Here is a 22,620-nt window from a genome sequence, read left to right as displayed (position 1 = left end):
AAGGTCAAGAACAAGGAAGACGGCGTGAAGCTCATGGGCTTCGGGCACCGCGTCTACCGCAACTACGACCCGCGCGCCACCCTGGTCAAGCAGGTACCCGCACTGAGAACCACGAAGGAAGACATCATGAAAGCCCGGATTCTGGTCGCCTACGCCACCCGCTACGGCGCGACCCAGGAGATCGCCGAATTCCTCGCGGCCACGCTCCGCGAGTCGGGATTCGAGGTCGACTGCTCCGCCATGCGCGACGTGCGCGGCATCGACGACTATCGCGGCGTCGTACTCGGCGCGCCCTTCTACTACGGCCGCTGGCCGCGCCCGGCCCGCCGCTTCCTGAACCGGTTCGGGCCGGTGCTGGCTCGCCGCGACGTCGCCGTCTTCGCGACCGGCCGGATCGAGCCGGCGCAGCCCGAATCCGAGGTCCGTTCCCAGTTGGACGCGCTGCTCGACCGCTACCGCTGGCTCACGCCCTTCTCCGAGGCACTCTTCGGCGGCCGGTGGGATCCCGCGGCGCTGCGCGGACTCGACCGCTGGATGCGCACGCTGCCCGGCTCATCACTGCACGTGCTCCCGGCCACGGATCTGCGGGACTGGGACGCGATCGGCGCCTGGGCCACCCATGTGGCCGCCGCACTGCATGCCGGTGCGGCGCAACCGAACCCGCCGGTCGCCGAGCCGGTCCGGGCCTCGCGCGCGGGCGCGACGCTGACGACCATCCGCAACTACCTCGCCGATCAGCAGCTGCCGCGGCGTCGCTGAGTCCGGGTTGCCCCGGAATCGGTGCCCGAGGGCCCCGACTCGTCGTGACGTTGGTCTCTGGGGTCCGATCTGCGGCGGCGAGATGCTCGATACACCATCGCCACCAGGAGGAATCATGCCGGATACGGCGACCCGACCGGACTCGAGCCCACGACCCATCGTGGTCGGGGCGGACGGCTCCCAGACCTCCTACCAGGCGGTCGCCTGGGCCGCCGCCGAAGCGGCGTCGCGGGGGTGGCCGCTGCACATCGTCGTCGCCTACGGCGTCCAGTCGAGCCGTGAGCCCTGGACCGCCCACGGGATGGCCGAGCACGCCGCGGTGCGGGACGAGGCGCGGCGCGTGCTGGCCGAGGCCGCGCGGATCGCGCACCACGTCGCGCCGGAGGACACCATCTCCCTCACCGCCGAGACAGTCGACGAGCTGGTGTTGCCGACGCTGATCGAGCGGTCCGCGCGGGCGCGGATGATGGTGGTGGGCAACCGCGGTCGCGGTGCGATCCGGCGGGCCGTCCTCGGCTCGGTCAGCGCCGGGCTGGCGCGTCGCGCCCATTGCCCGGTGGCCATCGTGCACGGGGAACCGGACATCGGAATCAGCGCCGCCATGGACCGGCCGGTGGTCGTCGGGGTGGACGGCAGCGAGAACAGCCTGCCCGCGGTGCGGATGGCGTTCGAGGAGGCGTCGCTGCGCAAGGCCCCGCTGATCGCGGTGCACGCCTGGAGCGACACCAGCGGCTTCGATCTGGAGGTGGTCGGATGGGAGACGATCCGCCAGCAGGAGGACGCGCTGCTGGCCGAGAGCCTGGCCGGATTCGCCGAGCAATTCCCGGATGTGCGCGTCGAACGGCATGTCCGTTGTGACACCGCTGTCCGCACCCTGCTCGAATTCGCCGACGGCGCACAACTTCTCGTGGTCGGCTCGCGCGGTCGCGGCGGTTTCGACGCGATGGTGCTGGGTTCGGTCAGCACCGCCCTGCTACACACCGCCACCTGCCCGGTGCTCGTGGTCCGACCCCAGTCGGCGCCCCGATGAGCGGGACCGCGGGTGCGGCCCGGGCCGGACAGGCGCCACCGATGATCGTGATGCGGGAGCTGACCAAGTCCTACGGGCGTTCGCCGGCGCTGGCCGAGGTGAGTCTCGAGGTGCCGCCCGGGGTGGTGTTCGGCTATCTGGGCCCCAATGGCGCGGGCAAGACGACGACCATCCGCATGCTGGTGGGGCTGATGCGCCCGACGCACGGCTCGATCACTGTCGCCGGGGCCGACGTCGTGCGCGAACGCTCGCGCGCGCAGCGCCACATCGGTTATCTCCCAGGGCAGTTCGTCGCCTACCAGGACCTGACGGCACGGCAGTATCTGAGTTACCTCGCCCGGCTGCGGGGCGGCGTGGATCCCGCGGTACTGGGGCGGCTGGTCGAGCGGATGGACCTGGACATCTCGGCGCGCATCGGCGCCATGTCGCACGGCAACCGGCAGAAGGTCGGCATCGTGCAGGCCTTCATGACCGAGCCGGACCTGCTGGTGCTCGACGAGCCGACCCAGGGCTTGGACCCGCTGATCCAGCGGGAATTCCTGACCATGCTGCGCGAGGTCCGCGACTCCGGGCGCACGGTCTTCCTGTCCTCGCACGTGCTCTCGGAGGTGCAGGCGGTCGCCGACACGGTCGCGATCCTGCGCAGCGGCCGGCTGGTGGAGGTGGCGTCGGTGGCCGAGTTGACCGCGCGGTCGCTACGCCGGATCGATCTCGAATTCGACACCGAGCCACCGGATCCGGGCCTGCTGCGTGCGGTCGGCGGGGTGCGGTCGGTCGAGGGCGGCGCCGATCGTGTGCTACACGTCGAGGTCGATGGCTCCACGGCGGAGCTGCTGAAGTTCGTGGCGCCGTACGGCGTGACCGACATCGTCAGTCACGAACCCGATCTCGAGGATGTCTTCCTCACCTACTACGGACAGGATCGCTGATGTTCGCCACGGTGTATCTGAAGTCTCTGCGTGACCAACGCCGCGGGCTGATCGGCTGGAGCATCGGCATCGTGGCCCTGGTGCTGCTGGAATCGGCGCTGTGGCCGTCGATCTCGAACATCGCCGGGTTGAAGCAGATGCTCGACAGCTATCCGGAATCCCTGCGCAGACTCTTCGCGATCGACGAATTCACCAGCGGCGCGGGGTTTCTCAATACCGAGCTGTACAGCATGATGCTGCCCATCCTCTTCCTGGTGTTCGCGATCTCGCGCGGCGCCCGCGCGATCGCCGGTGAGGAGGAGACCGGCACCCTGGAGGTGCTGCTGATCACGCGCGTGACGCCCAGGCGACTGCTGCTCGAACAGAGCGCGGTCCTGCTGACCGGACTCATCGTGCTCGGGAGCGTGCTGTTCGCGGCCGTGCTCGCCTGTTCCGCGGTATTCGGCATGGGGGTCGGGCTCGGCGCCGCGGCGACCGGCTCGGTGGCGATGATCGCGCTGGCCGCGCCCTTCGGCGGACTGGCCCTGTCGATCGGCGCGGCCACCGGCCGGCGCCGGATCGCCCTCGCGGGCGCGAGTGTCGCCGCGGTGGGCGCGTACGTCCTCTACGCCGCGTCGAAGATCGTCGACTCGGTGCGGCCCTGGGGGCCGTGGTCGCCCTTCCAGCAGGCGCTCGCCGACGGCCCGATGGGTGCCGGCCTGCACCTGGGGTATCTGTGGCTGATGGTGGTCGCCGTCGCGTTCCTGGCCGTGGCATTGCCGGTCTTCGGCCGCCGGGACATCTCGGCGGTGTGAGCGGGGCTCAGTGCGTGCGGCCCGCGGCCCCGCGGATCGTGTCGAGTTGCGGCTGCGTTCCGAGTGCGATGAGGATCGTGCCGGAGCGCAGCCGGGTGTCGGTGTCGGGGTTGGCGAGGAAGCGGCCGTCGCCGGTGCGGATGGCCAGGACGAGGGCGCCGGAGGTGTGCCGCGGGGCCGCGTCGGCGATGGTGCGTTCGAGCAGCGGCGAGTCCGGGCCGATCTCGATCTCCTCGATGCGGAATTCGAGGTTCTCGTCGTGCATGACCACGTCGAGGAATTCGGCGACATTGGGTTGCAGGGCGAAGGCGGCCATGCGGCGGCCGCCGATCAGCTGCGGGTTGACCGCGCGGTTGGCGCCGGCGCGCAGCAGTTTGGATTTGGAGCTCTCGGTGCGGGCGCGGGCGATGATGGTCAGGTCGGCGCGCAGCGCGCGACTCGACAGGGTGACGTAGACATTGTCGGCGTCGCTGTCCAGGGCGGCGATGAGGGCCTGGGCGTGCTGGATGCCGGCGGCCTCGAGCACGGCGTCGTCGGTGACATCGCCCAGGACATACGGGAGTTCGAGGTTCTCCAGGCGTTGCGGGTCGCGATCCACCACCACGATGTCCTTGCCGAGACCGCTGAGGTATTGCGCCGTGGAATGCCCGACGCGGCCCCAGCCGCACACGATGACGTGTCCGCGCAGTTTCTCGATCCGGTGCTTCATTCGCCGCCGTTCCAGGTGTCGGTGTACATGGCCTTCGATGAGTGCCTCGAGCAGGACACCGAACATATAGAACACGGTGCCGACGCCGAACAGGATGAGCGCCATGGTGAATACCTGGCCGAGGGGGCTGAGCGGATGGATCTCGCGGAAACCGACCGTCGTGATCGTGGTGACGGTCTGATACAGCGCGTCGAGGTACCCGAATCCGAGTAACCGGTAGCCCGCCGTGCCGATGGCTGTCACCAGCAGGAAGGCCGACAGGACGCGAATGACGCGGCGCAACGGTGTCACCCGTGCAGTCTGGCAGGATCCGCGCCGATTCAGGGCACCAGCACGGCCGCGCCCGCGAACCGCCCGTGCGCCAGATCCCGCAGTGCGCGATCGGCTTCCGCGAGCGGGTACGGGTGCACGGAGACCTCCAGCCGATGCGTGCCCGCGAAGGCCAGGAACTCGCGCGAATCCGCGCGGGTGTTCGCGGTCACCGAGCGAATCTCGCGCTCCTGGAACAGATGCCGTTGATAGTTCAGCGGCGGGATGTCGGAGAGGTGGATGCCCGCGATCGACAGCACGCCCCCGCGATCGAGGGCCGCCAGTGCGGGCAACACCAGCTCGCCGACCGGTGCGAAGAGGATCGCCGAATCCAGTTGTACCGGAGGCGGTTCCGCCGCCCCCTGCGCGGACGCCGCGCCGAGTTCCAGCGCGAGCCGCCGGGCGGCGACGTCGCGGGTCATGACGTGCACCTGCGCGCCTTCGGCGAGGGCCACCTGCGCGGCCAGGTGCGCGCTGCCGCCGAACCCGTAGATCCCCAGCCGCCCGCCCGGCGGGAGCGCGGCGCGCCGCAGTGCCCGATAGCCGATGATCCCGGCGCACAGCAGGGGAGCGAGCTCGGTGTCGGCGTAGCCCGCGGGCAGCGGCAGCGCGTAGGCGGCCGGAACGACCGCGTACTCGGCGTAGCCGCCGTCGGCGTCCCATCCGGTGTATCGCGAACGTGGGCACAGGTTCTCGTCACCGCGCCGGCAGAACCGGCACTCGCCGCAGGTGTGCCGCAGCCAGGCGATGCCCACCCGGTCGCCGACGGCGAACTCGGTCCCGGTGTCGGGGCCGAGCGCGGTCACCTCCCCGACCACCTCGTGGCCGGGCACCACGTCAGCCCGGTGCACGGCCAGGTCGCCCTCGGTCACGTGTAGATCGGTCCGGCAGACCCCGCAGGCGAGCACCCGCACCCGCAGCTCGCCGGGACCGGGCTCGGGCACCGGGATGCGCCGCGCCGACAACGGCTCACCGTCGATCGGGCCGGGTTTCGTCACGGCCCATGCGCGCATCGCTTCCATCGGTCATCCTTCGAGGTCGGTCGGAGTTCCTTCAGTGTGAACGCTGGGTCAGAGGGGGGCGGCGAAATTCTGTGTCCACAAGGGTCCCTCGGTGCCGAAGTGGACTCCGATGCCGATATCGGTGTAGGCGCAGTTGAGGATATTGGCGCGGTGGCCGGGGCTCGCCATCCAGTCGGCCATCACCTCGGCGGCGTCGGCCTGGCCCCGGGCGATGTTCTCGCCGACGGTGCGCCACAGGTAGCCGGCGGCCTCGACGCGCTGGTTCGGCATCCTCCCGTCGGGGTCGCGATGATCGAAGTAGACGCGAGCGGCCATGTCATCGGAATGGCCCTGAGCCGCGCTCTGCAGGCGCGCGTCGGGGCGCAATCCGCCGCAGCCCTGCCGCGCGCGTTCGGCGTTCACCAGGTCCAGCACACCGGTTCGCGCCGCATCGGTCTGCGGATCGGACGGAGCGCCACCGGGAGCGGGCGGCTGCGCCGAGCCGACGCCGGGTCCCTGGGATGAGCCGGTTCCGATCCATATGGGCGGGTCCGACAGGGCGGCGACCGGGGAAGCCGCGGCCCCAACCAGCAGGCAGGTGATGACGGTGGCGGATCGCTTGAAATACACCACTGATCCTCCAAGTGTCGTGGCACTCATGGAAGTTCGATGAGGGTCGGCGGCACCGGCACACTATCCGCCGATGTCGAGGCGCTGGTTGGTGGCGGCGAGCTGCCGGAGGGTGCTGTCGGTCAGGTTCGCGGTTTGCGTGCTGTTCAGCAGCGCGGTCAGCCGATCCCAGTGCAGGGCGACGTGATCGCCGGGTTGCGGGTCGGTCGTCAGGCGGCCGTCGGCGGTGAGGGTCGCGGTGCGGGTGCCGGGTGGGCCCAGGTCGAGGCGGTGGCCGTCCCAGGTCAGCGGGCTGGCCTCCAGCCGGACGTGGGAGCCGTCGCGGGCCACGACGCGAGCCGGGGTGATGCGGCATTTGTCGAGGACTTCCAGGGCGGTGGAGGTTGCCGCCGTGCCGAGCAGGCGGCTCCACGGGTAGACGCCGAAGACGTGGAAGCAGTGGTTGGGGGCGGCCTCCGGGGCGAGTTGCGGGGTCAGGTGGGTCCAGTACCGGCCCGCGGCGGGACCCAGGATGGCGAGCAGTTCGGTACAGAAGGCTGCCGGATCGAGGGTCGCGCCGATTCCTCCACCGTGCCAATAGGATTCGACCAGGCGCAGGTCGAGAGGGTCGGTGATGCCGGTCATGGCGGACATGACCTGGAGGTAGGGCCAGGCGCCGGTGAAGCGCCGGGCGGCGGCGCGGATCAGCGCGGGTGACCCCTCGGACAGCGCCGCCGTATCGGGTGGACCGCAGTAGCCCAGCGCGTTGGGCGGGTAGGCGTAGCGCGCGAACATCCTCTCCCCGGCCCCCGGGCCGGGTGGCGGGGTCTCGGTGGAACGCGGGCGGGGGACGGTGATGGCGGGCCTCCGTGTGTGGGGTCAGCAGATACGTGGAAGCTGTTCTCCCGCAGGTAGATCGACGACCCTAGTGCCGCCGAGCGCGGTGCGCGCGGTCACCATGCCGGGATGCTCGGCCACGCAGCGGCCGATGATCGCGGCGCGCACCCCGAGCGGATGGGCGCGCAGGGCGGCGAGCACCCGATCGGCGTCCGCGGCGGGCACGAACGCCACCAGCTTGCCCTCGTTGGCCACGTACAGCGGATCCAGGCCGAGCAGCCCGCAGGCATCGCGGACCCCGGCGGGGATCGGAATCGTGTTCTCGTCCAGTGTGATTCCCACGCCCGCGGCGCGCGCGATCTCGTTCAGGCTGGCGGCCAGCCCGCCGCGGGTCGGGTCGCGCAGGGTGTGCACGGTCGCGCCGGTAGCCAGCATCGCCGCGACCAGACCGTGCAGGGGAGCGGTGTCACTGCATACGGTGGTCCCGAATTCGAGTCCCTCGCGGCACGATAGTACCGCGACACCGTGCAATCCGATCTCCCCGCTGACCATGACCACGTCCCCGGGCGCGGCGAGTTCGGGCCGGATGTCGACGCCGGGATCGAGCACGCCGATGCCCGCGGTATTGACGTAGATGCCGTCCCCGTGCCCGGCGTCGACGACCTTGGTGTCGCCGGTGACGAGCGCGACCCCGGCGCCGAGCGCCGCCGTGCCCATCGCCGAGGCCACTTCCGCGATCCGTACGAGCGGCGTGCCCTCCTCGAGGATGAACGCCGTCGACAGGACCAGTGGCCGCGCCCCCGACATCGCCAGATCGTTGACCGTGCCGTTGACGGCGAGATCGCCGATGGATCCGCCGGGAAAGGTCAACGGCTTCACCACGAACGAGTCGGTGCTGAACGCCAGCCGCGTCTCGCCGACGCTGACCACCGCCGAGTCGCCGAGCCCGGCCTGCGCCGCCGCCCCGAACGCGGGCAGGAACAGATGCTCGATCAGCTCGCCCGACATCGCGCCGCCGCCACCGTGCCCCATCACGATGCTGGGTGAGTCCCGCAACGGCATCGGGCACACCCAGTTCTCGAAATCGACCGCGCCGGAACCCGCTTCGACCATGTCAGGCATGAGCCACCTCCGCGGGCAGATCCAGCCGCCGGTACAGGTAGTAGGCCGCGCAGGCGCCCTCGGAGGACACCATGGTGGCGCCGAGCGGATTACGCGGTGTGCACTGCTTGCCGAAGGCGGCGCACTCGTGCGGTTTGATCAGGCCCTGCAGCACCTCGCCCGACCGGCAGATCGGCGACTCCTCGGTGTGCAGATCGGTGACCGCGAACCGGTGTTCGGCGTCGAACTCGCGGTAGCGCGGCGAGAGCCGCCAGCCGCTCCGCGGGATCACCCCGATGCCGCGCCAGCCGCGGTCGGTGACCTCGAAGACATCGGCGAGCATGGCCTTGGCGGCCGGGTTGCCCTCGGCGGTGACCGCGCGCCGGTAGGCGTTGTCCACCTCGTGGCGGCCGTGTTCGAGTTGGTCGACGGTGCGCCGGATGCCCTCGAGGATGTCGAGCGGCTCGAATCCGGTGACCACCACCGGAACCCGGTACTTCTCGGCCAGCGGCGGATACTCGGCGGTGCCCATCACCGTGCACACGTGCCCGGCGGCGAGGAACGCCTGGACCCGGCAGCTCGGCGATTCCATGATGGCGGCGATCGCCGGGGGCACCAGCACGTGCGAGACGAGCAGCGAGAAGTTGCGTATGCCGAGGCGTTGCGCCTGGTAGACGGTCATGGCGTTGGCCGGGGCGGTGGTCTCGAACCCGATGCCGAAGAACACGACCTGGCGGTCGGGGTTGGCGCGGGCGAGTTCGAGGGCGTCGAGCGGTGAGTAGACGACGCGGACGTCGCCGCCTTCGCTCTTGATCCGGAACAGATCCTTGGAACTGCCGGGCACACGCAGCATGTCGCCGAAGGAGCAGAAGATGACATTCGGCTGGGCGGCGATGGCCAGCGCCTTGTCGATCAGCTCGAGCGGGGTCACGCACACCGGGCAGCCGGGGCCGTGGATCATCTCGATCTGGTCGGGCAGCAGCTGATCGATGCCGTGCCGGATGATCGAATGCGTCTGCCCGCCACAGACTTCCATGATCGACCAGCGCCGGGTGGTGGTGGAGCGGATCCGATCCAGCAGCAGCTTCGCCAGTTCCGGATTACTGAATTCGTCGAGGTATTTCATGGTTTCACCTCCGGATCGGCGGTCGGGGTGGTCTCCGGGTTGGCCACTCCGGCCTGGGCTGCGGCGATCGCGAATCCGTCGCCGAACTCCTCTTTCAGCACGCCGAGGTGTTCGAACTCGGCGAGCGTCTGCATGGCCGACTCCTCGTCGAGCCGCTGGATGGCGAAGCCGACGTGCACGATCACGTAGTCGCCGACGGCGATGTCCGGGATGTACTGCAGGCAGACATCCTTCTGGACGCCGCCGAAGTCGACCACCGACATCCGGGTGCCATCCCGCTCCTGGACGCTGAGCACTTTGCCGGGGACTGCCAGGCACATCGCTGTTCTCCTTCCGCTCAGCTCGCCGCGACGGCGAGTAACTGGCCGAACGCGATCCCACCGTCGTTGGGTGGCACGCGATGGTGGGTGAGGACGTGGAAACCGTGTTCGCGCAGCAGCCGCAGTACGGTCGTGAGCAGCAGCGCGTTCTGGAACACGCCGCCGGACAGGGCGATCGGCTGCTCCGGTTCGCCGTAGCGCCGGGCCAGCTCCAGGACCAGGTGCGCGACGCCGGCGTGGAACCGCGCGCCGATGACACCGGTGGGCACCCCGCCGCGCAGGTCGGCGATCACCGTGGCGAGCACGGGCGCCGGATCGATGTCCGCCTCGCCGCCGGTGTCGCCGGGCAGGACGAACCGGTAGGCGACCGCGCCCGGGTCGGCGTCGCGGGACAGGCCCTCCCATTCGATGGCGGCCTGCGCCTCGTAGTCGACCTCGTGGCGCACCCCGCACAGCGAGGCGACGGCATCGAACAACCGGCCCATGCTGGAGGTCGGCACGCAGCCGAGCCCGGTGTCGAGCTGATGCGCCAGCACCTGCCGCTCGCGCGGCGGGCAGGCGCGCACGCACGGCAGATCCGGTGACCAGTCCAGGTGCGCGGACCGCAAGTGCGCCAAGGCCATTCGATACGGCCGTTGCACGCTGAGGTCGCCGCCGGCCAGCGGCACGTAACGCAGGTGCGCCAGGCGGCGGAAGCCCTTGTAGCTCGCCGCGAGCACCTCGCCGCCCCAGATGGCGCGGTCGGGCCCGTACCCGGTGCCGTCGAAGGCGAATCCGAGTACGGTCGCGCTCGCGTCCAGGCCGTGCTCGCCCATGACGGCGGCCAGGTGCGCGTGATGGTGCTGCACCAGCCGGATCGGGCGGGTGCCCGCGTGCTCCGCGGCCCAGGCGGTGGACCGGTAGCGGGGGTGGGCGTCGGCGGCGAGCTGCTGCGGGGCGACGCCGGTGAGCTTCTCCAGATGCCCTGCGGCGGTGGTGAACGCGCGCAGGGTCGCGACGTCGTCCATATCGCCGATGTGCTGGCTCAGCCAGGCGTAGCGGCCGTCGGCGACGGCGCAGGTGTTCTTGAGGTCCGCGCCCACGGCCAGGGTCGGCGCCGCGGGCAGCGGCAGGGCGAGCGGCAGCGGCGCGTAGCCGCGCGAGCGCCGGAACGGCACCTCGACCCCGTCGACCACCTTGACCACCGAGTCGTCACACGGCACCAGGATGGGCCGGTTGTGGGACAGCACGGCGTCGGCGAGCCCGGACAGCCGTTCCCGGGCATCGGAGTCCGTGTGGCAGATCGGTTCTCCGCCGAGGTTGCCCGACGTCATGACCAGCACGCGCGGGCCGGGCGCGTCACCGGGCAGCCCGAACAACAGCAGATGCAGCGGCGTGTAGGCGACCATCACCCCGAGATCGCGATTGTGCGGCGCGACCGCGTCCACGGGCAGCGGCGGCCCGCCGGGATCCGCGGCGGCGGATGTCCGGCGGGGCAGCAGGACGATGGGCCGGGCCGGGCCGGTGAGCAGGGCGGCGGCGGTCGCGTCCACCTCCGCGATGGCCGCGGCGGTCGCCAAATCGGGCACCATGACCGCGAAAGGCTTGTCGCCCCGGCGTTTCCGGCGGCGCAACTCCGTCACCGCGGCGCTGTCGGCGGCATCGCAGGCCAGGTGATAGCCACCGATGCCCTTGACCGCCAGAATCCCGGCGTCGCGCAGCATGTTTCGCGCCGCTCGCACCGGATCCCCGGACTCGGGGCCGGAGAAGCTCAGGGTCGGTCCGCAGTCGTTGCAGGCGATGGGTTGCGCGTGGAAGCGGCGGTCGCCGGGATCGGCGTACTCACGCGCGCAGGTCTCGCACATGGCGAACCCGGCCATCGAGGTCTGCGGCCGGTCGTAGGGCAGGGCGGCGATGATGGTGAACCGCGGACCGCAGTTGGTGCAGGTGATGAACGGGTGCCGGTAGCGCCGGTTGCCCGGATCCTGAAGTTCGGCGGCGCATTCCGCGCAGATCGCGACATCGGGTGACGCGAGGGTGCGCCCGTCGCCCCGGGTGGTGCCGGCGATGTGGAATCCGGTCCCGCCGCGGATCGGGAGCGCGGTCTGCTCGACGGTCTCGACGACCGCCAGCGGCGGCGGGCGCTCGCGCAGGCGCGCGACGAAGGCGTCCACCCCGTCCGTGGCACCCTCGATCTCGATGATCACCCCGGAACTGTCGTTGCACACCGATCCGGTCAGCGCCAGTTCGGCCGCCGTGGTGTACACGAAGGGCCGGAACCCGACGCCCTGCACCACGCCGCGCACGATGATCCGCCGCCGGACCCGGGCCCCGGTCACGGCTCCTCACCCGACCCGAGCAGACGCAGCCCCGCCAGCGCGGCGGCGGCCCCGGCTTCGTCGGTCTTCTCGACCGCGAACCCCATGTGGATGATCACCCAGTCGCCGGGCCCGGCCGGATCGTCCTCGAGCAGGCCGACATTCACCGTCCGCCGCTCACCGGAGACGTCGACCAGCGCGATCTGACCGTGATAGCCCTCGACCGGTCCGACGACGCGGCCGGGAATGCCCAGGCACATCGCTCACACCTCCTGCGGCTGCCGCAACGCGGTCACCACGGATTCTACGGCGGCCACCGCGGGGTCCAGCGCGGCGGCCACGGGCTCGGTCAGGCCGATGCCGTCGGCGACGGAACCGATCTGGCAGCCCACGATCACCGTGGGCGGAACGGTCCCGCCCAGCGCCCGCACCACGGCGAAGACCGCCTCCGGATGCATGGCGTGCGCGTCGAGACCGCTCGCGCCGCCCCCGGGATCGGCGTGGAACACGTCCACCTGCCCCGGCGTGCCGCGATCGGGCAGCGCGTCGACGAGCACCAGCGCGTCCCAGCCGTCGAGCAGGTCGTAGGCCAGGTGCAGGCCGCGGATGCCGTAATCGGTCACGCGCACATCGGGTTCGGTGCTCGCCGGCATGCGCCGCACCACCTCGGAGCCGAACCCGTCGTCTCCGAGGAAGATATTGCCGATACCGGCGACCAGCACGCGCGTCGTGGGAATCACCCCGCTACATGTGCCGGATTCGCAAGTATCGGCGCACATCCGGTATCGACCGGATGCCGACCGCTGCCACCAGCAGCGCTGCCAGGGCCACGAGCACGACGGCGATCACACCTACGATTTCCATGGCGGGATTCCTTTCTCGATCGGCTCGACTTCGTCGGGCGCGAAATACAGGTAGCGGCCGTACCATTCATGCAGTTCGGCGGCGGGATCGTCCTCGACGACCACCGCCAGGTGGAGGTGACCGTCGACGTCCTCGTGCACCGAGGCGACGCGCGCGGTGCGGCCCGCGTAGAACAGATCCTGCGCGTCGGCGCGGCGGGAGGGACGCAACCGCACCCGGCTGCCCCGGGCGACCGGGGTTCCCCCGATCACCACGGTGTCGGAGTCGGGATCGACGGCGGTGTCGGACAGCGGATCCCACCACGGGATGTCCGGGTCGAGCGCCGGCAGGACGCGCGAGGATCCCGGTACGGTGTCGATGCGCGGGTCGTCCTCGCGCGGCAGGCTGTCGTCGCGGAGCAGTCCGTGCAGCCCCCGCATGCTCTCCGGTGTCATGGCCTCGCAGCGGTCGATCAGCTCGGCGGCGCGCGGATCGGTGGCCCGCGCCTGATCCTTCTCCGCGTCGGTGAGAGTGAGCACACGCAGGGTCAGGATCTCGTCGATCTCGGTGGAATCGAACAGCGGCCCCGCGCTCTGCTCGGCGATGCGGGGGTGGTCGTAGAGGATGATCGGCGAGATCAGCAGCAGGTCCGCGGTGCCCTCGGGACCCGCGAGCACGGGAAAGCAGCGGCGCTGGGTGCAGGCCTCGGCCGCGTCGGCGGCCGCGTCCGGCGGGTCGATCAGCGACAGGAAGACGCCGTCGCGCAACTCGCACAGCACGTGCGCGCCGAGGAAGGATCGGGTGACGGCATCGTCCTTGTCGATCGCGGGGACACCGAGATTGCGGACGGTGACACTGATCCGCTGATACCGGCCGACCCGCTCGACAACGGTCTCGGCCAGGCCGGTCAGGGATCGGCGGGTGCGCACGAGGCTGCCGAAGGGCGTGCCGTCGTCGTCGGCGAAGTCCTCGATATCGACCCCGCCGTCGACGTCGATGCGGAACGTGGTGTCCGACAGCGGTCTCGGCCCCGAGTCGATCTCCCGCTCGACGGCTTCGTCCCATCCGGTCCAGACTCGCGCGCCTGCCCGTAGTTCGGGCACCGTCCGCCCGGTGGCGTCCTCGACGGCGCGGCGCTGCAGTTGCAGGAACCGGACCGTCAGGCGCAGGGTCGCGGCGGGGCCCGCGTCGACCAGGAATTGCGCGGCGAGTGCGGACTCCTCGCCGAAGCCCGCCGCGGCCGCGCCCTCGGGCCCCAGGACCCCGAATTGCCAGCGGGACTGGTTCTTTCGCGCATTCGCGTGGTACGGGTACAGCAGGTAGCCCTCGTACAGCACGGCATCGGCGACCGCGCGCGCCTGGTCGCGGGCGCTGCCGGGCACGTGCCCGTTCACGACGGCTCCCGGGACGGGGTGGACAGCAGTTCGGTGACGGCCTGGTCGTAGTCGAGGAAGCCGTGCCCGGATTTGTAGGCGGTGAGGGCGTCGACGGTCTCGCGCCGCATCCGCACCCAGCCGGTGTCGGGGTAGTGGGTGTCCATCAGCTGCCGCCACACGGACACGGGCATGTCGAAGCGGTCGTCGCGGTCCCACGGGATCTGCTGCACCGAGAAACCCGACGCGCCTTTGAAGAACACGGTTCCGCTGAACAGGAACAACAGTGGCACCGTGCCGTCCCGCAGCGCGTGCAGGTACTTCGATCCGGTCACCTCGAGGTCGTAGGTGCACGGCAGCGGCAGGTCGACCTCGGCGCCGCCGGTGAAGCCGGGCACTGTCGTCGTGGTGTGCATCCACAGGAACGTTCGCTGGGTGTCGTGCCAGCGGTCGCGGGTGCCGAACAGGTCGAGCAGGCCGCTGCCCTCGGCGTCGGTGTAGGCGCGCCGATTGGGTTCGATCCGGACCTGGGCGCGCAAGGCGATGGCGTGCACCGGTTCCTCGGCGAGCGCCGCGATCCCGACGCGCGCCGACAGCGTCGGCCCGATGGCGTAGGGCTCGGGCTTGATGTCGAGCACCGCGAAGGTGATCGAGTAGGCGGGGCTCACTGCCGCCCACCGCCTCGGGCGAGCGCGCGGGCGTTCATGGCGGCGAAGAACTCGTCGATGTAGTGCCGGGCCTCCGCACCGCCGTCGAACCCCTTCCACAGCAACCGCATTCGCCCCACGAACTCGTAGCAGGCGTCGATCGGCAGCAGCAGGCAGTCGCCGGGGCTCTCGCGGCCTGGGCTGCCGGGCATACGGATCAGCAGCGCTTCCACATCGTCGGCGAGCACGTCGAGTTCGGGATGGTTGCGCAGCAGGTCCCGCCAGTGCTCGGGCGGCAACTCCGATTCGGTCGCGCCGGCCGGGCCCGGATAGAACGCGACGGTTCGGCCTTGGGCGGAGTTCGCGAACAGGAACGCCAGTCCCACCGGTATCTCGAGCGCGTCCCACTCGGCGGCCGTGATCGCGGTCTGCCCGAACGCCAGATACCGGTCCGGGACGGCGCGGTAGCGCAGTGCCGCGGCCGGCTCGGTGAACAGCAGATAGCAACTGGCGCAGACGCATTGCAGGTGGCGGCTCTCGACGTCGACCACATGCCGGTGCGGTGCGCCGATCGGCTCGGCGCACATCTCGCAACGCTCGCCGGCCGGGCGGGGATCGGGCCGGTTCGCGAGTCGGCGCAGCACCGAGAAGGAGGCGCTCATGCGGTGGGCTCCAGCGCGGGCACGGCCACCGTGGGCACGCCGTCGCGCAGCAGCACCGGCAGGGGCCGCAGGTGGCCTTCCCCGTCGAGCCGGTCCCCGGCGTGCACGGCGTCGTAGTGCGCCCGGCAGGACGGGCAGCGCAGCACGGCGTCGCCGACCGGATGCCCGGGCCGCCGATGCAGCTGGGCGCCGGTGAGCGAGCCGCCGCACGCCGGGCAGGTGTCGCGGTACACCAGCAGGTTGTCACCGACGCGGCAGACCAGCAGGGCCTGACCGGCGACCTCGTAGCCGGCGACCTCGCCCGGACTCAGTTCCGCCAGCTCGGGCACGGCGACCCAGTCGGCGGCGGGCGCGGCGTGCACCCGGGTGAACAGCGACTCGGCCGGAATCACCGCCGAGGTCGAATCGGTCTGCGCGGCAACGACTTCGATGCGCTCGATCTCCGGCGCCGCGGCACGGACGGCTTCCTCGACCGCCAGTTCCAGGGTCACCGAGGACGACGGGCAGCCGCGGCAGCTGCCCGAGAGCTCCAGCCGCACAATGCCGTCCTCGACGTCGACCAGGCTGACGTCGCCGCCGTGGGAACCCAGGTAGGGGCGGACGCTGTCGAGGGCGGACCGCACCCTGGTGGGAACGTCGTCGGGGTGCAGCCCGTGCACGATCAGCAGGCTGGCCACCAGTTCGTCCGCGGCCAGCCGGTGCACCGTGTCGTCGTCGATCAGGTCGACGACCCGTCGCAGTCCCGCGCCGTACAGCTCGACGAGTTCACCGACGAGCTGTTCGGCACGCTCGCGGGCGATCGGCCCGCCCGCGGAGCTCGCGTCGAGGAGGTCTTCGATCCGGTCGCCGGCGTGCCGCCAATGGTCGTCGCGCGCCGCCGGACGATCGCATCCCATCGATGTCCCTCCTCACGGTCGAGGTCCTCGTCACTGGGTGACGGGCGTCTGGGTGGGGGAGTGCAGCAGGTCCAGTGACCTGCCGCCGCCCAGATACATGTGCACGCCGCACGGCAGGCACGGATCGAAACTGCGCACGGTGCGCATGATGTCGATCCCCTTGAAGTGCTCCCGGTCGTTCTCCTCGAAGATCGGCTGGCCCTGGACCGCGTCCTCGTAGGGGCCCGGCGTGCCGAAGCTGTCGCGCGGGTTCGCGTTCCACGGCGTCGGCGGGTACGGGTGATAGTTGGCGATCTTGCCGTCGCGGATCACCATGTGATGCGACAGCACCCCGCGGACCGCTTCGGTGAATCCGCATCCGATGCCCTCGTCGGGGACCTCGAACGCCTCCCAGGTCTTGGTGCGGCCCGCCCGGATCTCGACGAGCGCCTGCTCGGCGAAATGCAGCGCGCAGGCCGCCGCGTAGGCCTGGAAATAGGTGCGGGCCCGGTTCCGCTCGATGGTGTTCGAGCCGAAAGCCGGTATCTTCCACTCGAATTCGACCGGCCCGCGCAAGGCGGTCTTGGGCAGATTGATCTGCACGCTGTGGCCGGTCGACTTCACATAGCCGATATCGACCAGCCCGGCCAATGCGGTGGCCCACAGCCGGGCCAGCGGTCCGCCGCCGGTGTCGAGGGCCAGATGGTCGGTGCCGTCGAACCAGCGCGGCGACATCACCCAGCTGTACTTGTCCTCGAGATCGCGTTTCTGCGGTTTGGGGTTGGTGTGCTGATTCCACGGGTGCCGCCGGTCCACCGGATTGCCCAGCGGATCCTGGGTCACGAACATCTCCTGATCGGTCCAGTCGTCGTAATACGAACTCCCCAAGAGGATTCGGATGCCGAGGTTGATGTCGACGAGCGAGGTGGTGATCAGTTTGCCGTCCACCACGATGCCGGGGGAGACGAACATGTGCCGTCCCCAGTCCTCCATGTCACGGTAGGCGAAGTTGCAGAACTCGGGGTCCTGGAAGGAACCCCAGCAGCCGAGCAGGGTGCGCCGCAGCCCGACCTGGTCGTAGCCGGGCAGGGCCTCGTAGAAGAAGTCGAACAGGTCGTCGTGCATGGGCACGACCTTCTTCATGAACTCCACGTAGCGCATCAGCCGCGACATGTAGTCGGTCATCAGCTGGATCGTGGCCACGGTGCCCACGCCGCCCGGATACAGTGTCGACGGGTGGACGTGGCGACCCTCCATGAGGCAGAACATCTCTCGCGTATACCGGCTGACCTGCAGCGCCTCGCGATAGAACTCGCCGGTGAAGGGATTGAGCGCGCGCATGATGTCGGCGACCGTGCGATAGCCGTGCGCGTCCGCGTGCGGCGCGGCGGTCTTCTCCGCCAGCGCGAGCACGCCGGGATTGGTCTCGGAGACCATCTTCTCGCAGAAGTCCACGCCGACCAGATTCTCCTGGAAGATATTGTGGTCGAACATGTATTCGGCGGCCTCGCCGAGATTGACGATCCACTCGCCGAGATGCGGTGGCTGCACGCCGTAGGCCATGTTCTGGCAGTAGCAGGAGCAGGTGGCGTGATTGTCACCGCAGATGCCGCAGATGCGGCTGGTGATGAAGTGCGCGTCGCGCGGATCCTTGCCACGCATGAAGATGGAGTAGCCGCGGAAGATCGACGACGTGCTGTGGCATTCGACCACTTCGCGATTCGCGAAATCGATTTTCGTGTAAATGCCCAGACTGCCGACGATGCGGGTGATCGGATCCCACGCCATTTCCACGAGCGAATCGGGCTCGATGAGGCGATGCGAGGGTTCCGGAATGATCTGAGTCATCGGAATTCTCCTACCAGGTGCGTCGCGCACCCGTCTCGAGCTCGGTGCCCCGATGCCGCCAGTGCGGCTCCTTGTCCACGGTGCGCGCCGTGATGTGGCGCAGGCTGCGGATCACCGATCCGTACAGTCCGGAGGCGGCGGAGGACAGCTTCCCGCCCGGCGGTTCGTCCATGAACGGCATGAACTTGTCCGGGAAGCCGGGCATGGTGCAGCCGATGCAGATACCGCCGACATTCGGGCACCCGCCCACGCCGTTGAGCCAACCACGCTTGGGCACATTGCATTTCACGACCGGACCCCAGCAGCCGAGTTTGACGATGCACTTGGGCGAGCCGTATTCGTGTGCGAAATCGCCCTGCTCGTAATAGCCGGCCCGGTCGCAACCCTCGTGCACGGTGGCGCCGAAAAGCCATTTCGGGCGCAGGGCTTCGTCGAGCGGAATCATCGGCGCCTGGCCGGTCGCCATGTACAGCAGATAGGTCAGCGTCTCGGAGAGATTGTCGGGTTGGATCGGGCAGCCGGGCACGCACACGATCGGGATGCCGGCCTTGCTCTTCCAGTCCCAGCCCAGATAGTCCGGGACGCCCATGGCCCCGGTCGGGTTGCCCGCCATGGCGTGGATGCCGCCGTAGGTGGCGCAGGTGCCCACCGCCACGACCGCGGTCGCCTTGGGCGCCAAGCGATCCAGCCATTCGCTGGTGGTCATGGGCTGACCGGTGTCGGGATCGTTGCCGAACCCGCACCAATAGCCCTCGGTGTGCAGCTGCTCGTTGGGAATGGAACCCTCCACGACCAGCACGAACGGCTCGATTTCACCGCGGTCGGCCTTGAAGAACCATTCCAGGAAGTCATCGGCGCCCCCCGCAGGGCCACATTCGAAATCGATCAACGGCCAGTGGACGGCGACCTTCGGCAATCCCGGAAGGGATCCGAGAGCGATTTCCTCGACACTGGGTTGGGTGGCGGCAGTCAACGCCACCGAGTCACCGTCACAACTGAGGCCTGCGTTGATCCACAAAACATGAATCAGCGTCTCTTCGGCTTTGACTGCTTCGCCAGTTGGCATGAATGCCGCCCTTCAGAAGCTGGTGGCCACCTGCGCGGTTCGCGTGCAGCACCGAACCCCGTCGAAATGTGACCCTGATCACGTCAGTCTATTCTCGCCGTTGACCTTCCTCAAGGCTGCTGAGCTGCGCGGACGTCTGATCGAACAGCCATTCGTACCACGCGTCCAGGCCCATTCCGGTGGTCGCCGACACCGTCAGCACCTCGATACCGGGATTGATGGAATTCGCGTACGCGCGGCACCGCTCCACATCGAAATCCACATAGGGCAGCAGGTCCATCTTGTTGATCAGCACGAGCGACGCGGCCGCGAACATGTGCGGATACTTCAACGGTTTGTCGGTGCCCTCGGTCACCGAGATGACCACGACTTTCGCGCGCTCGCCCAGATCGAAAAGGGCCGGGCAGACCAGGTTTCCGACGTTCTCGACGAACAGCAGGGTGCCGGGGGCGGGGGACAGCGCCGTGAGCGCGGTGTCCATCATCGCGGCGTCGAGATGGCATCCCGCGCCGGTGTTGACCTGGACCACCGGGCGGCCGGTGGCGCGGATGCGCTCGCCGTCGAGCATGGTCTCCTGATCGCCCTCGATCACCGCGATCGGGACGTCGGCGAGGTCGCGCAGCGTGCGCTCGAGCAGCGTCGTCTTGCCCGAGCCCGGGGAGCTGGTCAGATTGATCGCCACGACGGCCTGCTCGGCCAGCCTGCGGCGCACCGAAGCGGCCAGCGCGTCGTTCTTGGCCAGCACCTTCTGTTCGAGCGTGATCGTCTCGGTCGGTGCGAGGTGAACGTGCTCGCCCGGCCCGTACCCGTGGGCGTGCTCGTGAGCGCCGGCATCACCGTCGTGCCGGTGCGGAAGATCATGCTCGTGTGAATGATGGTGGGGGACAACGGTGATCACGGCTGATCCGTCATCGCCGCAGCCGCAGGTGGCGCACATTCCCGACTCACCTCCAGGGACCGGATACGCAGCTCGCGGCCCGCGATGACTTCCACGTCGGCGCTGCCGCAGGGACACAACAGGATCGGATCGGCGACCGGGAATCGGCTGCCGCAGGATCGGCACGACGCACTACCCGCGATCACGATGATCTCGAGCCGCGCGCCCTCGGCGACGGTTCCCTCAGCGGCGATCTCGAAACAGAACTCCATCGCGGCGGGGATCACCGCGCACAGCGCCCCGACCTCGACGGTCACGCCGTACACGCGCCGACCGGCCGCGTGCTCACACACCGCCTCGACAATGCCGCAGGTTATCGCCATCTCGTGCACGGGGGCCTCGATTCGACGACCGGAGAAGATCCACGCTACTCCCCGGCCTCGGGGCCTCGCGCGCTGTCCCGCGCGGGCTCGCGGACCCACCGCTGCTCGATCCGGCCGAAGCGCCAACCGGCCAGCCCCACCACCCAAGCGCCGACGAACACGCCGATGATCAGGCAGCCGAGCAGCGGCGAATCGATCCCGCCCGGGCCGGTGCGGTCGCCGCGCAGGCTCAGCAGCTCGACCGTGCCCACGATCAGGGCGACCGCCACCGACAGCGCCGTCACGGTCAGGTCGTAGTAGACCTTGCGGGCCGGCCGCGCGAAGGCCCAGCCGTAGGCGAAGTTCATGAACGTGCCGTCGATGGTGTCGAGCAGGCTCATCCCCGCCGCGAACAGCACCGGCAGGCACAGGACGGCGTACCAGGGCAGCCCGGCCGCCGCGCTGGTTCCGGCCAGCACCAGCAGCGCGACCTCGGTGGCGGTGTCGAAGCCCAACCCGAACAACAACCCGATCGGGAACAGCTGCCACGGCCGGGAGATCGACTTCAGCACCGGGCCGAGCAGCCGGGTCACGAAACCGCGCCCGGCGAGCCGGTTCTCCAGCTCGTCCTCGTCGAACCGGTCCGAACGCAGCCCGCACACCGCCCGGAGAATCCCGGCCAGCACAACGAGATTGATGATCGCGATGAGATAGAGGAAGCCGCCGGCCACCGCGGCACCGACCACCCCGGAGTAATGGTGCAGCGCGGAGGAATCATCGGCGACCGGCCCGGCCACCGCGTGCACCCCCGCCGACAGCAGCAGCGCCAACCCGAACACCACGGTGGAATGCCCGAGCGAGAAGTACAGCCCGGCCGACAGCGGCCGTTGCCCGTCGTGCATGAGTTTTCGGGTCGTGTTGTCGATGGCGGCGATATGGTCGGCATCGAAGGCGTGCCGCAGCCCCAGCACGTAGGCGGTGAGGCCGACCCCGAACCCGAGCGTCCGATCGCCGACACTGAAGTGCCGTGGTGCGACGATCCCGATCAACGTCCCCCAGCCGATCACATGCAACCCGGCGACCACCGCGAGAATCCCCGCCAGGCGCAGCCACTCCCGCCTGGTGATGGTGAACCGCTGCACTGTCGACGCCACTGCTGACTCCCTGCGCCCCGGGTTCCTCGACCGTAGACCCGCGCCGACCAGCGCGGCAAGGCCACTCGACGCCACCGGATCGGTGACGGCTTGGGACGTGCCGGTGCGGGTACTGCGGGGAACGGGAGGCGAACCCGCGGGACGCAACCGAACAACGGAAACGGGAGAGTTCATCATGACCGAGAACAGTGGCTCGCAAGCGGATCCGAATCCGGCGATAGTAGTCGCGGTGGACAGTTCGGCCGTCTCGTACCAGGCGGTGGTGTGGGCGATGCTGGACGCCGCGCGCCACGGATGCCCGCTGCGCATCGTGACCTCGATCTGCGCGCCCGCCGGTCCGCCGCCGACCGCGGTCCACAGCGCCGAGGAGGTCGCCGGGCTCGAATTGGACGGCGAGCGGATCGTGGGTGAGGCGACCCGGATCGCGTCGGAGACCCTGCCGGGCAACGGCGTCCCGATGTCGTCGGAGGTCACGCCGGAGCCGATCATCCCGCACCTGATCGGGCTGTCGCGGCATGCCCGGATGATGGTGCTCGGCAGCCGCGGGCTCGGCGCGTTCCGGCGCGGGCTGCTCGGCTCGGTCACCTCGGCGATGGCCCACCACGCGCAGTGCCCGGTGGCCGTGATCCACACGACCGCGGCGGCCGACCCCGTCTCGGCCCGGCAGCCGGTGCTGGTCGGCGTCGACGGCACCTCGAACAGCGTCCCGGCGCTGGAGCTCGCCTTCGAGGAGGCGTCACTGCGCAAGACCGGATTGACCGCGGTGCACGCCTGGAGCGACGTCACCGGGCCCTATCTGCCGATCTCCGGCTGGGAGACGATGGAGGAGCAGGAGGACGCGATCTTCGGCGAGGAGATGGCCGGATACGCCGAACGCTACCCCGACGTCGAGGTGCGGCGAATCCTGGTGAAGGACAGGCCGGTTCGATCCATCCTCGACGAGACCGAGCACACCCAACTGGTGGTCGTCGGCAGCCACGGCCGCGGTGGCTTCACCGGCATGCTGCTGGGCTCCACCAGCAACGCCCTGCTGCACAGCGTCGACTGCCCGATCGTCATCGTGCGCGGCGCGTGACGTGATCGCGGGTGTCG

The 22,620-nt window shown here is 69.8% G+C and carries 25 protein-coding genes; 5 read left to right on the top strand and 20 right to left on the bottom strand.

What is annotated here, in order from left to right; all coding sequences use genetic code 11:
• The 4 genes from ACWELJ_RS14345 to ACWELJ_RS14330 form a co-directional block, all read left to right on the top strand.
• Positions 1–759: flavodoxin domain-containing protein (locus ACWELJ_RS14345; RefSeq protein ID WP_452366601.1), on the top strand; the 759-nt coding region annotated here is incomplete at its 5' end.
• A gap of 115 nt (positions 760–874) precedes the next feature.
• Positions 875–1,789, top strand: coding sequence for a universal stress protein (locus ACWELJ_RS14340; protein WP_452366600.1), 915 nt, complete (start codon positions 875–877; stop codon positions 1,787–1,789).
• Positions 1,786–2,718 (top strand): ABC transporter ATP-binding protein, encoded by a 933-nt coding sequence (locus ACWELJ_RS14335; RefSeq protein ID WP_452366599.1) that lies wholly within the window; start codon positions 1,786–1,788, stop codon positions 2,716–2,718. Before ACWELJ_RS14340 ends, ACWELJ_RS14335 begins: the two co-directional genes overlap by 4 nt.
• A complete protein-coding gene (locus ACWELJ_RS14330; protein ID WP_452366598.1) occupies positions 2,718–3,512 on the top strand; it encodes an ABC transporter permease subunit in 795 nt (264 codons plus the stop codon). Before ACWELJ_RS14335 ends, ACWELJ_RS14330 begins: the two co-directional genes overlap by 1 nt.
• A gap of 7 nt (positions 3,513–3,519) precedes the next feature.
• On the opposite strand, the gene ACWELJ_RS14325 is transcribed toward ACWELJ_RS14330, so the two are convergent.
• The 20 genes from ACWELJ_RS14325 to ACWELJ_RS14230 all read right to left on the bottom strand — a co-directional run bounded on the left by ACWELJ_RS14325 (position 3,520) and on the right by ACWELJ_RS14230 (position 21,528).
• Positions 3,520–4,512: a potassium channel family protein gene (locus tag ACWELJ_RS14325; protein ID WP_452366597.1), complete on the bottom strand. Its 993-nt coding sequence runs from the start codon at positions 4,510–4,512 to the stop codon at positions 3,520–3,522.
• 29 nt (positions 4,513–4,541) lie between these two features.
• A complete protein-coding gene (locus ACWELJ_RS14320) occupies positions 4,542–5,543 on the bottom strand; it encodes a zinc-binding alcohol dehydrogenase family protein (protein WP_452366603.1) in 1,002 nt (333 codons plus the stop codon).
• Between the two features lie 57 nt (positions 5,544–5,600).
• The gene (locus tag ACWELJ_RS14315; protein ID WP_452366596.1) at positions 5,601–6,161 is read right to left on the bottom strand and encodes a CAP domain-containing protein; all 561 of its coding nucleotides are present in this window, start codon (positions 6,159–6,161) and stop codon (positions 5,601–5,603) included.
• Positions 6,162–6,224: 63 nt separating this feature from the next.
• Positions 6,225–6,935: a DUF6390 family protein gene (locus ACWELJ_RS14310; protein ID WP_452366595.1), complete on the bottom strand. Its 711-nt coding sequence runs from the start codon at positions 6,933–6,935 to the stop codon at positions 6,225–6,227.
• A gap of 84 nt (positions 6,936–7,019) precedes the next feature.
• Positions 7,020–8,099: a hydrogenase expression/formation protein HypE gene (gene hypE, locus ACWELJ_RS14305; protein WP_452366594.1), complete on the bottom strand. Its 1,080-nt coding sequence runs from the start codon at positions 8,097–8,099 to the stop codon at positions 7,020–7,022.
• A complete protein-coding gene (hypD, locus tag ACWELJ_RS14300; protein WP_452366593.1) occupies positions 8,092–9,204 on the bottom strand; it encodes a hydrogenase formation protein HypD in 1,113 nt (370 codons plus the stop codon). Before hypD ends, hypE begins: the two co-directional genes overlap by 8 nt.
• Positions 9,201–9,524 carry a HypC/HybG/HupF family hydrogenase formation chaperone gene (locus ACWELJ_RS14295; RefSeq protein ID WP_452366592.1) on the bottom strand — a complete coding sequence of 108 codons (324 nt, stop codon included), beginning with the start codon at positions 9,522–9,524 and terminating at the stop codon, positions 9,201–9,203. Before ACWELJ_RS14295 ends, hypD begins: the two co-directional genes overlap by 4 nt.
• Before the next feature lie 17 nt (positions 9,525–9,541).
• On the bottom strand, positions 9,542–11,842 hold the full coding sequence (hypF, locus tag ACWELJ_RS14290) for a carbamoyltransferase HypF (protein ID WP_452366591.1): 2,301 nt from the start codon (positions 11,840–11,842) through the stop codon (positions 9,542–9,544).
• Positions 11,839–12,081, bottom strand: a complete 243-nt coding sequence (locus tag ACWELJ_RS14285) for a HypC/HybG/HupF family hydrogenase formation chaperone (protein ID WP_452366590.1) — start codon at positions 12,079–12,081, stop codon at positions 11,839–11,841. The genes hypF and ACWELJ_RS14285 overlap by 4 nt, the downstream gene beginning before the upstream one ends.
• 3 nt (positions 12,082–12,084) lie before the next feature.
• Positions 12,085–12,561, bottom strand: coding sequence for a hydrogenase maturation protease (locus tag ACWELJ_RS14280; protein WP_452366589.1), 477 nt, complete (start codon positions 12,559–12,561; stop codon positions 12,085–12,087).
• A gap of 4 nt (positions 12,562–12,565) precedes the next feature.
• The gene (locus tag ACWELJ_RS14275) at positions 12,566–12,685 is read right to left on the bottom strand and encodes a DUF6893 family small protein (RefSeq protein ID WP_379277310.1); all 120 of its coding nucleotides are present in this window, start codon (positions 12,683–12,685) and stop codon (positions 12,566–12,568) included.
• Complete coding sequence (locus ACWELJ_RS14270; protein WP_452366588.1) at positions 12,673–14,058, bottom strand: hypothetical protein; 1,386 nt, start codon at positions 14,056–14,058, stop codon at positions 12,673–12,675. Before ACWELJ_RS14270 ends, ACWELJ_RS14275 begins: the two co-directional genes overlap by 13 nt.
• Positions 14,055–14,705: a DUF6084 family protein gene (locus ACWELJ_RS14265; RefSeq protein WP_452366587.1), complete on the bottom strand. Its 651-nt coding sequence runs from the start codon at positions 14,703–14,705 to the stop codon at positions 14,055–14,057. The genes ACWELJ_RS14270 and ACWELJ_RS14265 overlap by 4 nt, the downstream gene beginning before the upstream one ends.
• Positions 14,702–15,346, bottom strand: coding sequence for a DUF5947 family protein (locus tag ACWELJ_RS14260; RefSeq protein WP_452366586.1), 645 nt, complete (start codon positions 15,344–15,346; stop codon positions 14,702–14,704). Before ACWELJ_RS14260 ends, ACWELJ_RS14265 begins: the two co-directional genes overlap by 4 nt.
• On the bottom strand, positions 15,343–16,242 hold the full coding sequence (locus ACWELJ_RS14255; RefSeq protein ID WP_452366585.1) for a NifU family protein: 900 nt from the start codon (positions 16,240–16,242) through the stop codon (positions 15,343–15,345). The genes ACWELJ_RS14260 and ACWELJ_RS14255 overlap by 4 nt, the downstream gene beginning before the upstream one ends.
• A gap of 30 nt (positions 16,243–16,272) precedes the next feature.
• Complete coding sequence (locus ACWELJ_RS14250) at positions 16,273–18,069, bottom strand: nickel-dependent hydrogenase large subunit (protein WP_452366584.1); 1,797 nt, start codon at positions 18,067–18,069, stop codon at positions 16,273–16,275.
• Between the two features lie 10 nt (positions 18,070–18,079).
• On the bottom strand, positions 18,080–19,135 hold the full coding sequence (locus tag ACWELJ_RS14245; RefSeq protein WP_452366583.1) for an NADH-quinone oxidoreductase subunit B family protein: 1,056 nt from the start codon (positions 19,133–19,135) through the stop codon (positions 18,080–18,082).
• 88 nt (positions 19,136–19,223) lie between these two features.
• The gene (gene hypB / locus ACWELJ_RS14240; protein WP_452366582.1) at positions 19,224–20,072 is read right to left on the bottom strand and encodes a hydrogenase nickel incorporation protein HypB; all 849 of its coding nucleotides are present in this window, start codon (positions 20,070–20,072) and stop codon (positions 19,224–19,226) included.
• The gene (locus ACWELJ_RS14235; RefSeq protein WP_452366581.1) at positions 20,030–20,404 is read right to left on the bottom strand and encodes a hydrogenase maturation nickel metallochaperone HypA/HybF; all 375 of its coding nucleotides are present in this window, start codon (positions 20,402–20,404) and stop codon (positions 20,030–20,032) included. Before ACWELJ_RS14235 ends, hypB begins: the two co-directional genes overlap by 43 nt.
• Before the next feature lie 35 nt (positions 20,405–20,439).
• Entirely contained in the window at positions 20,440–21,528 is a 1,089-nt protein-coding gene (locus ACWELJ_RS14230) for a HoxN/HupN/NixA family nickel/cobalt transporter (protein ID WP_452366580.1), read from the bottom strand.
• A gap of 175 nt (positions 21,529–21,703) precedes the next feature.
• Between ACWELJ_RS14230 and ACWELJ_RS14225 the strand changes: the two genes are divergently transcribed.
• Complete coding sequence (locus ACWELJ_RS14225; RefSeq protein ID WP_452366579.1) at positions 21,704–22,603, top strand: universal stress protein; 900 nt, start codon at positions 21,704–21,706, stop codon at positions 22,601–22,603.
• The last annotated feature ends 17 nt before the right edge of the window (positions 22,604–22,620 follow it).

The organism is Nocardia sp. NPDC004582 (genome assembly GCF_053602115.1).
Note: the sequence above shows the minus strand (reverse complement) of the source record. Positions and strands in the feature narration are given on the sequence as shown.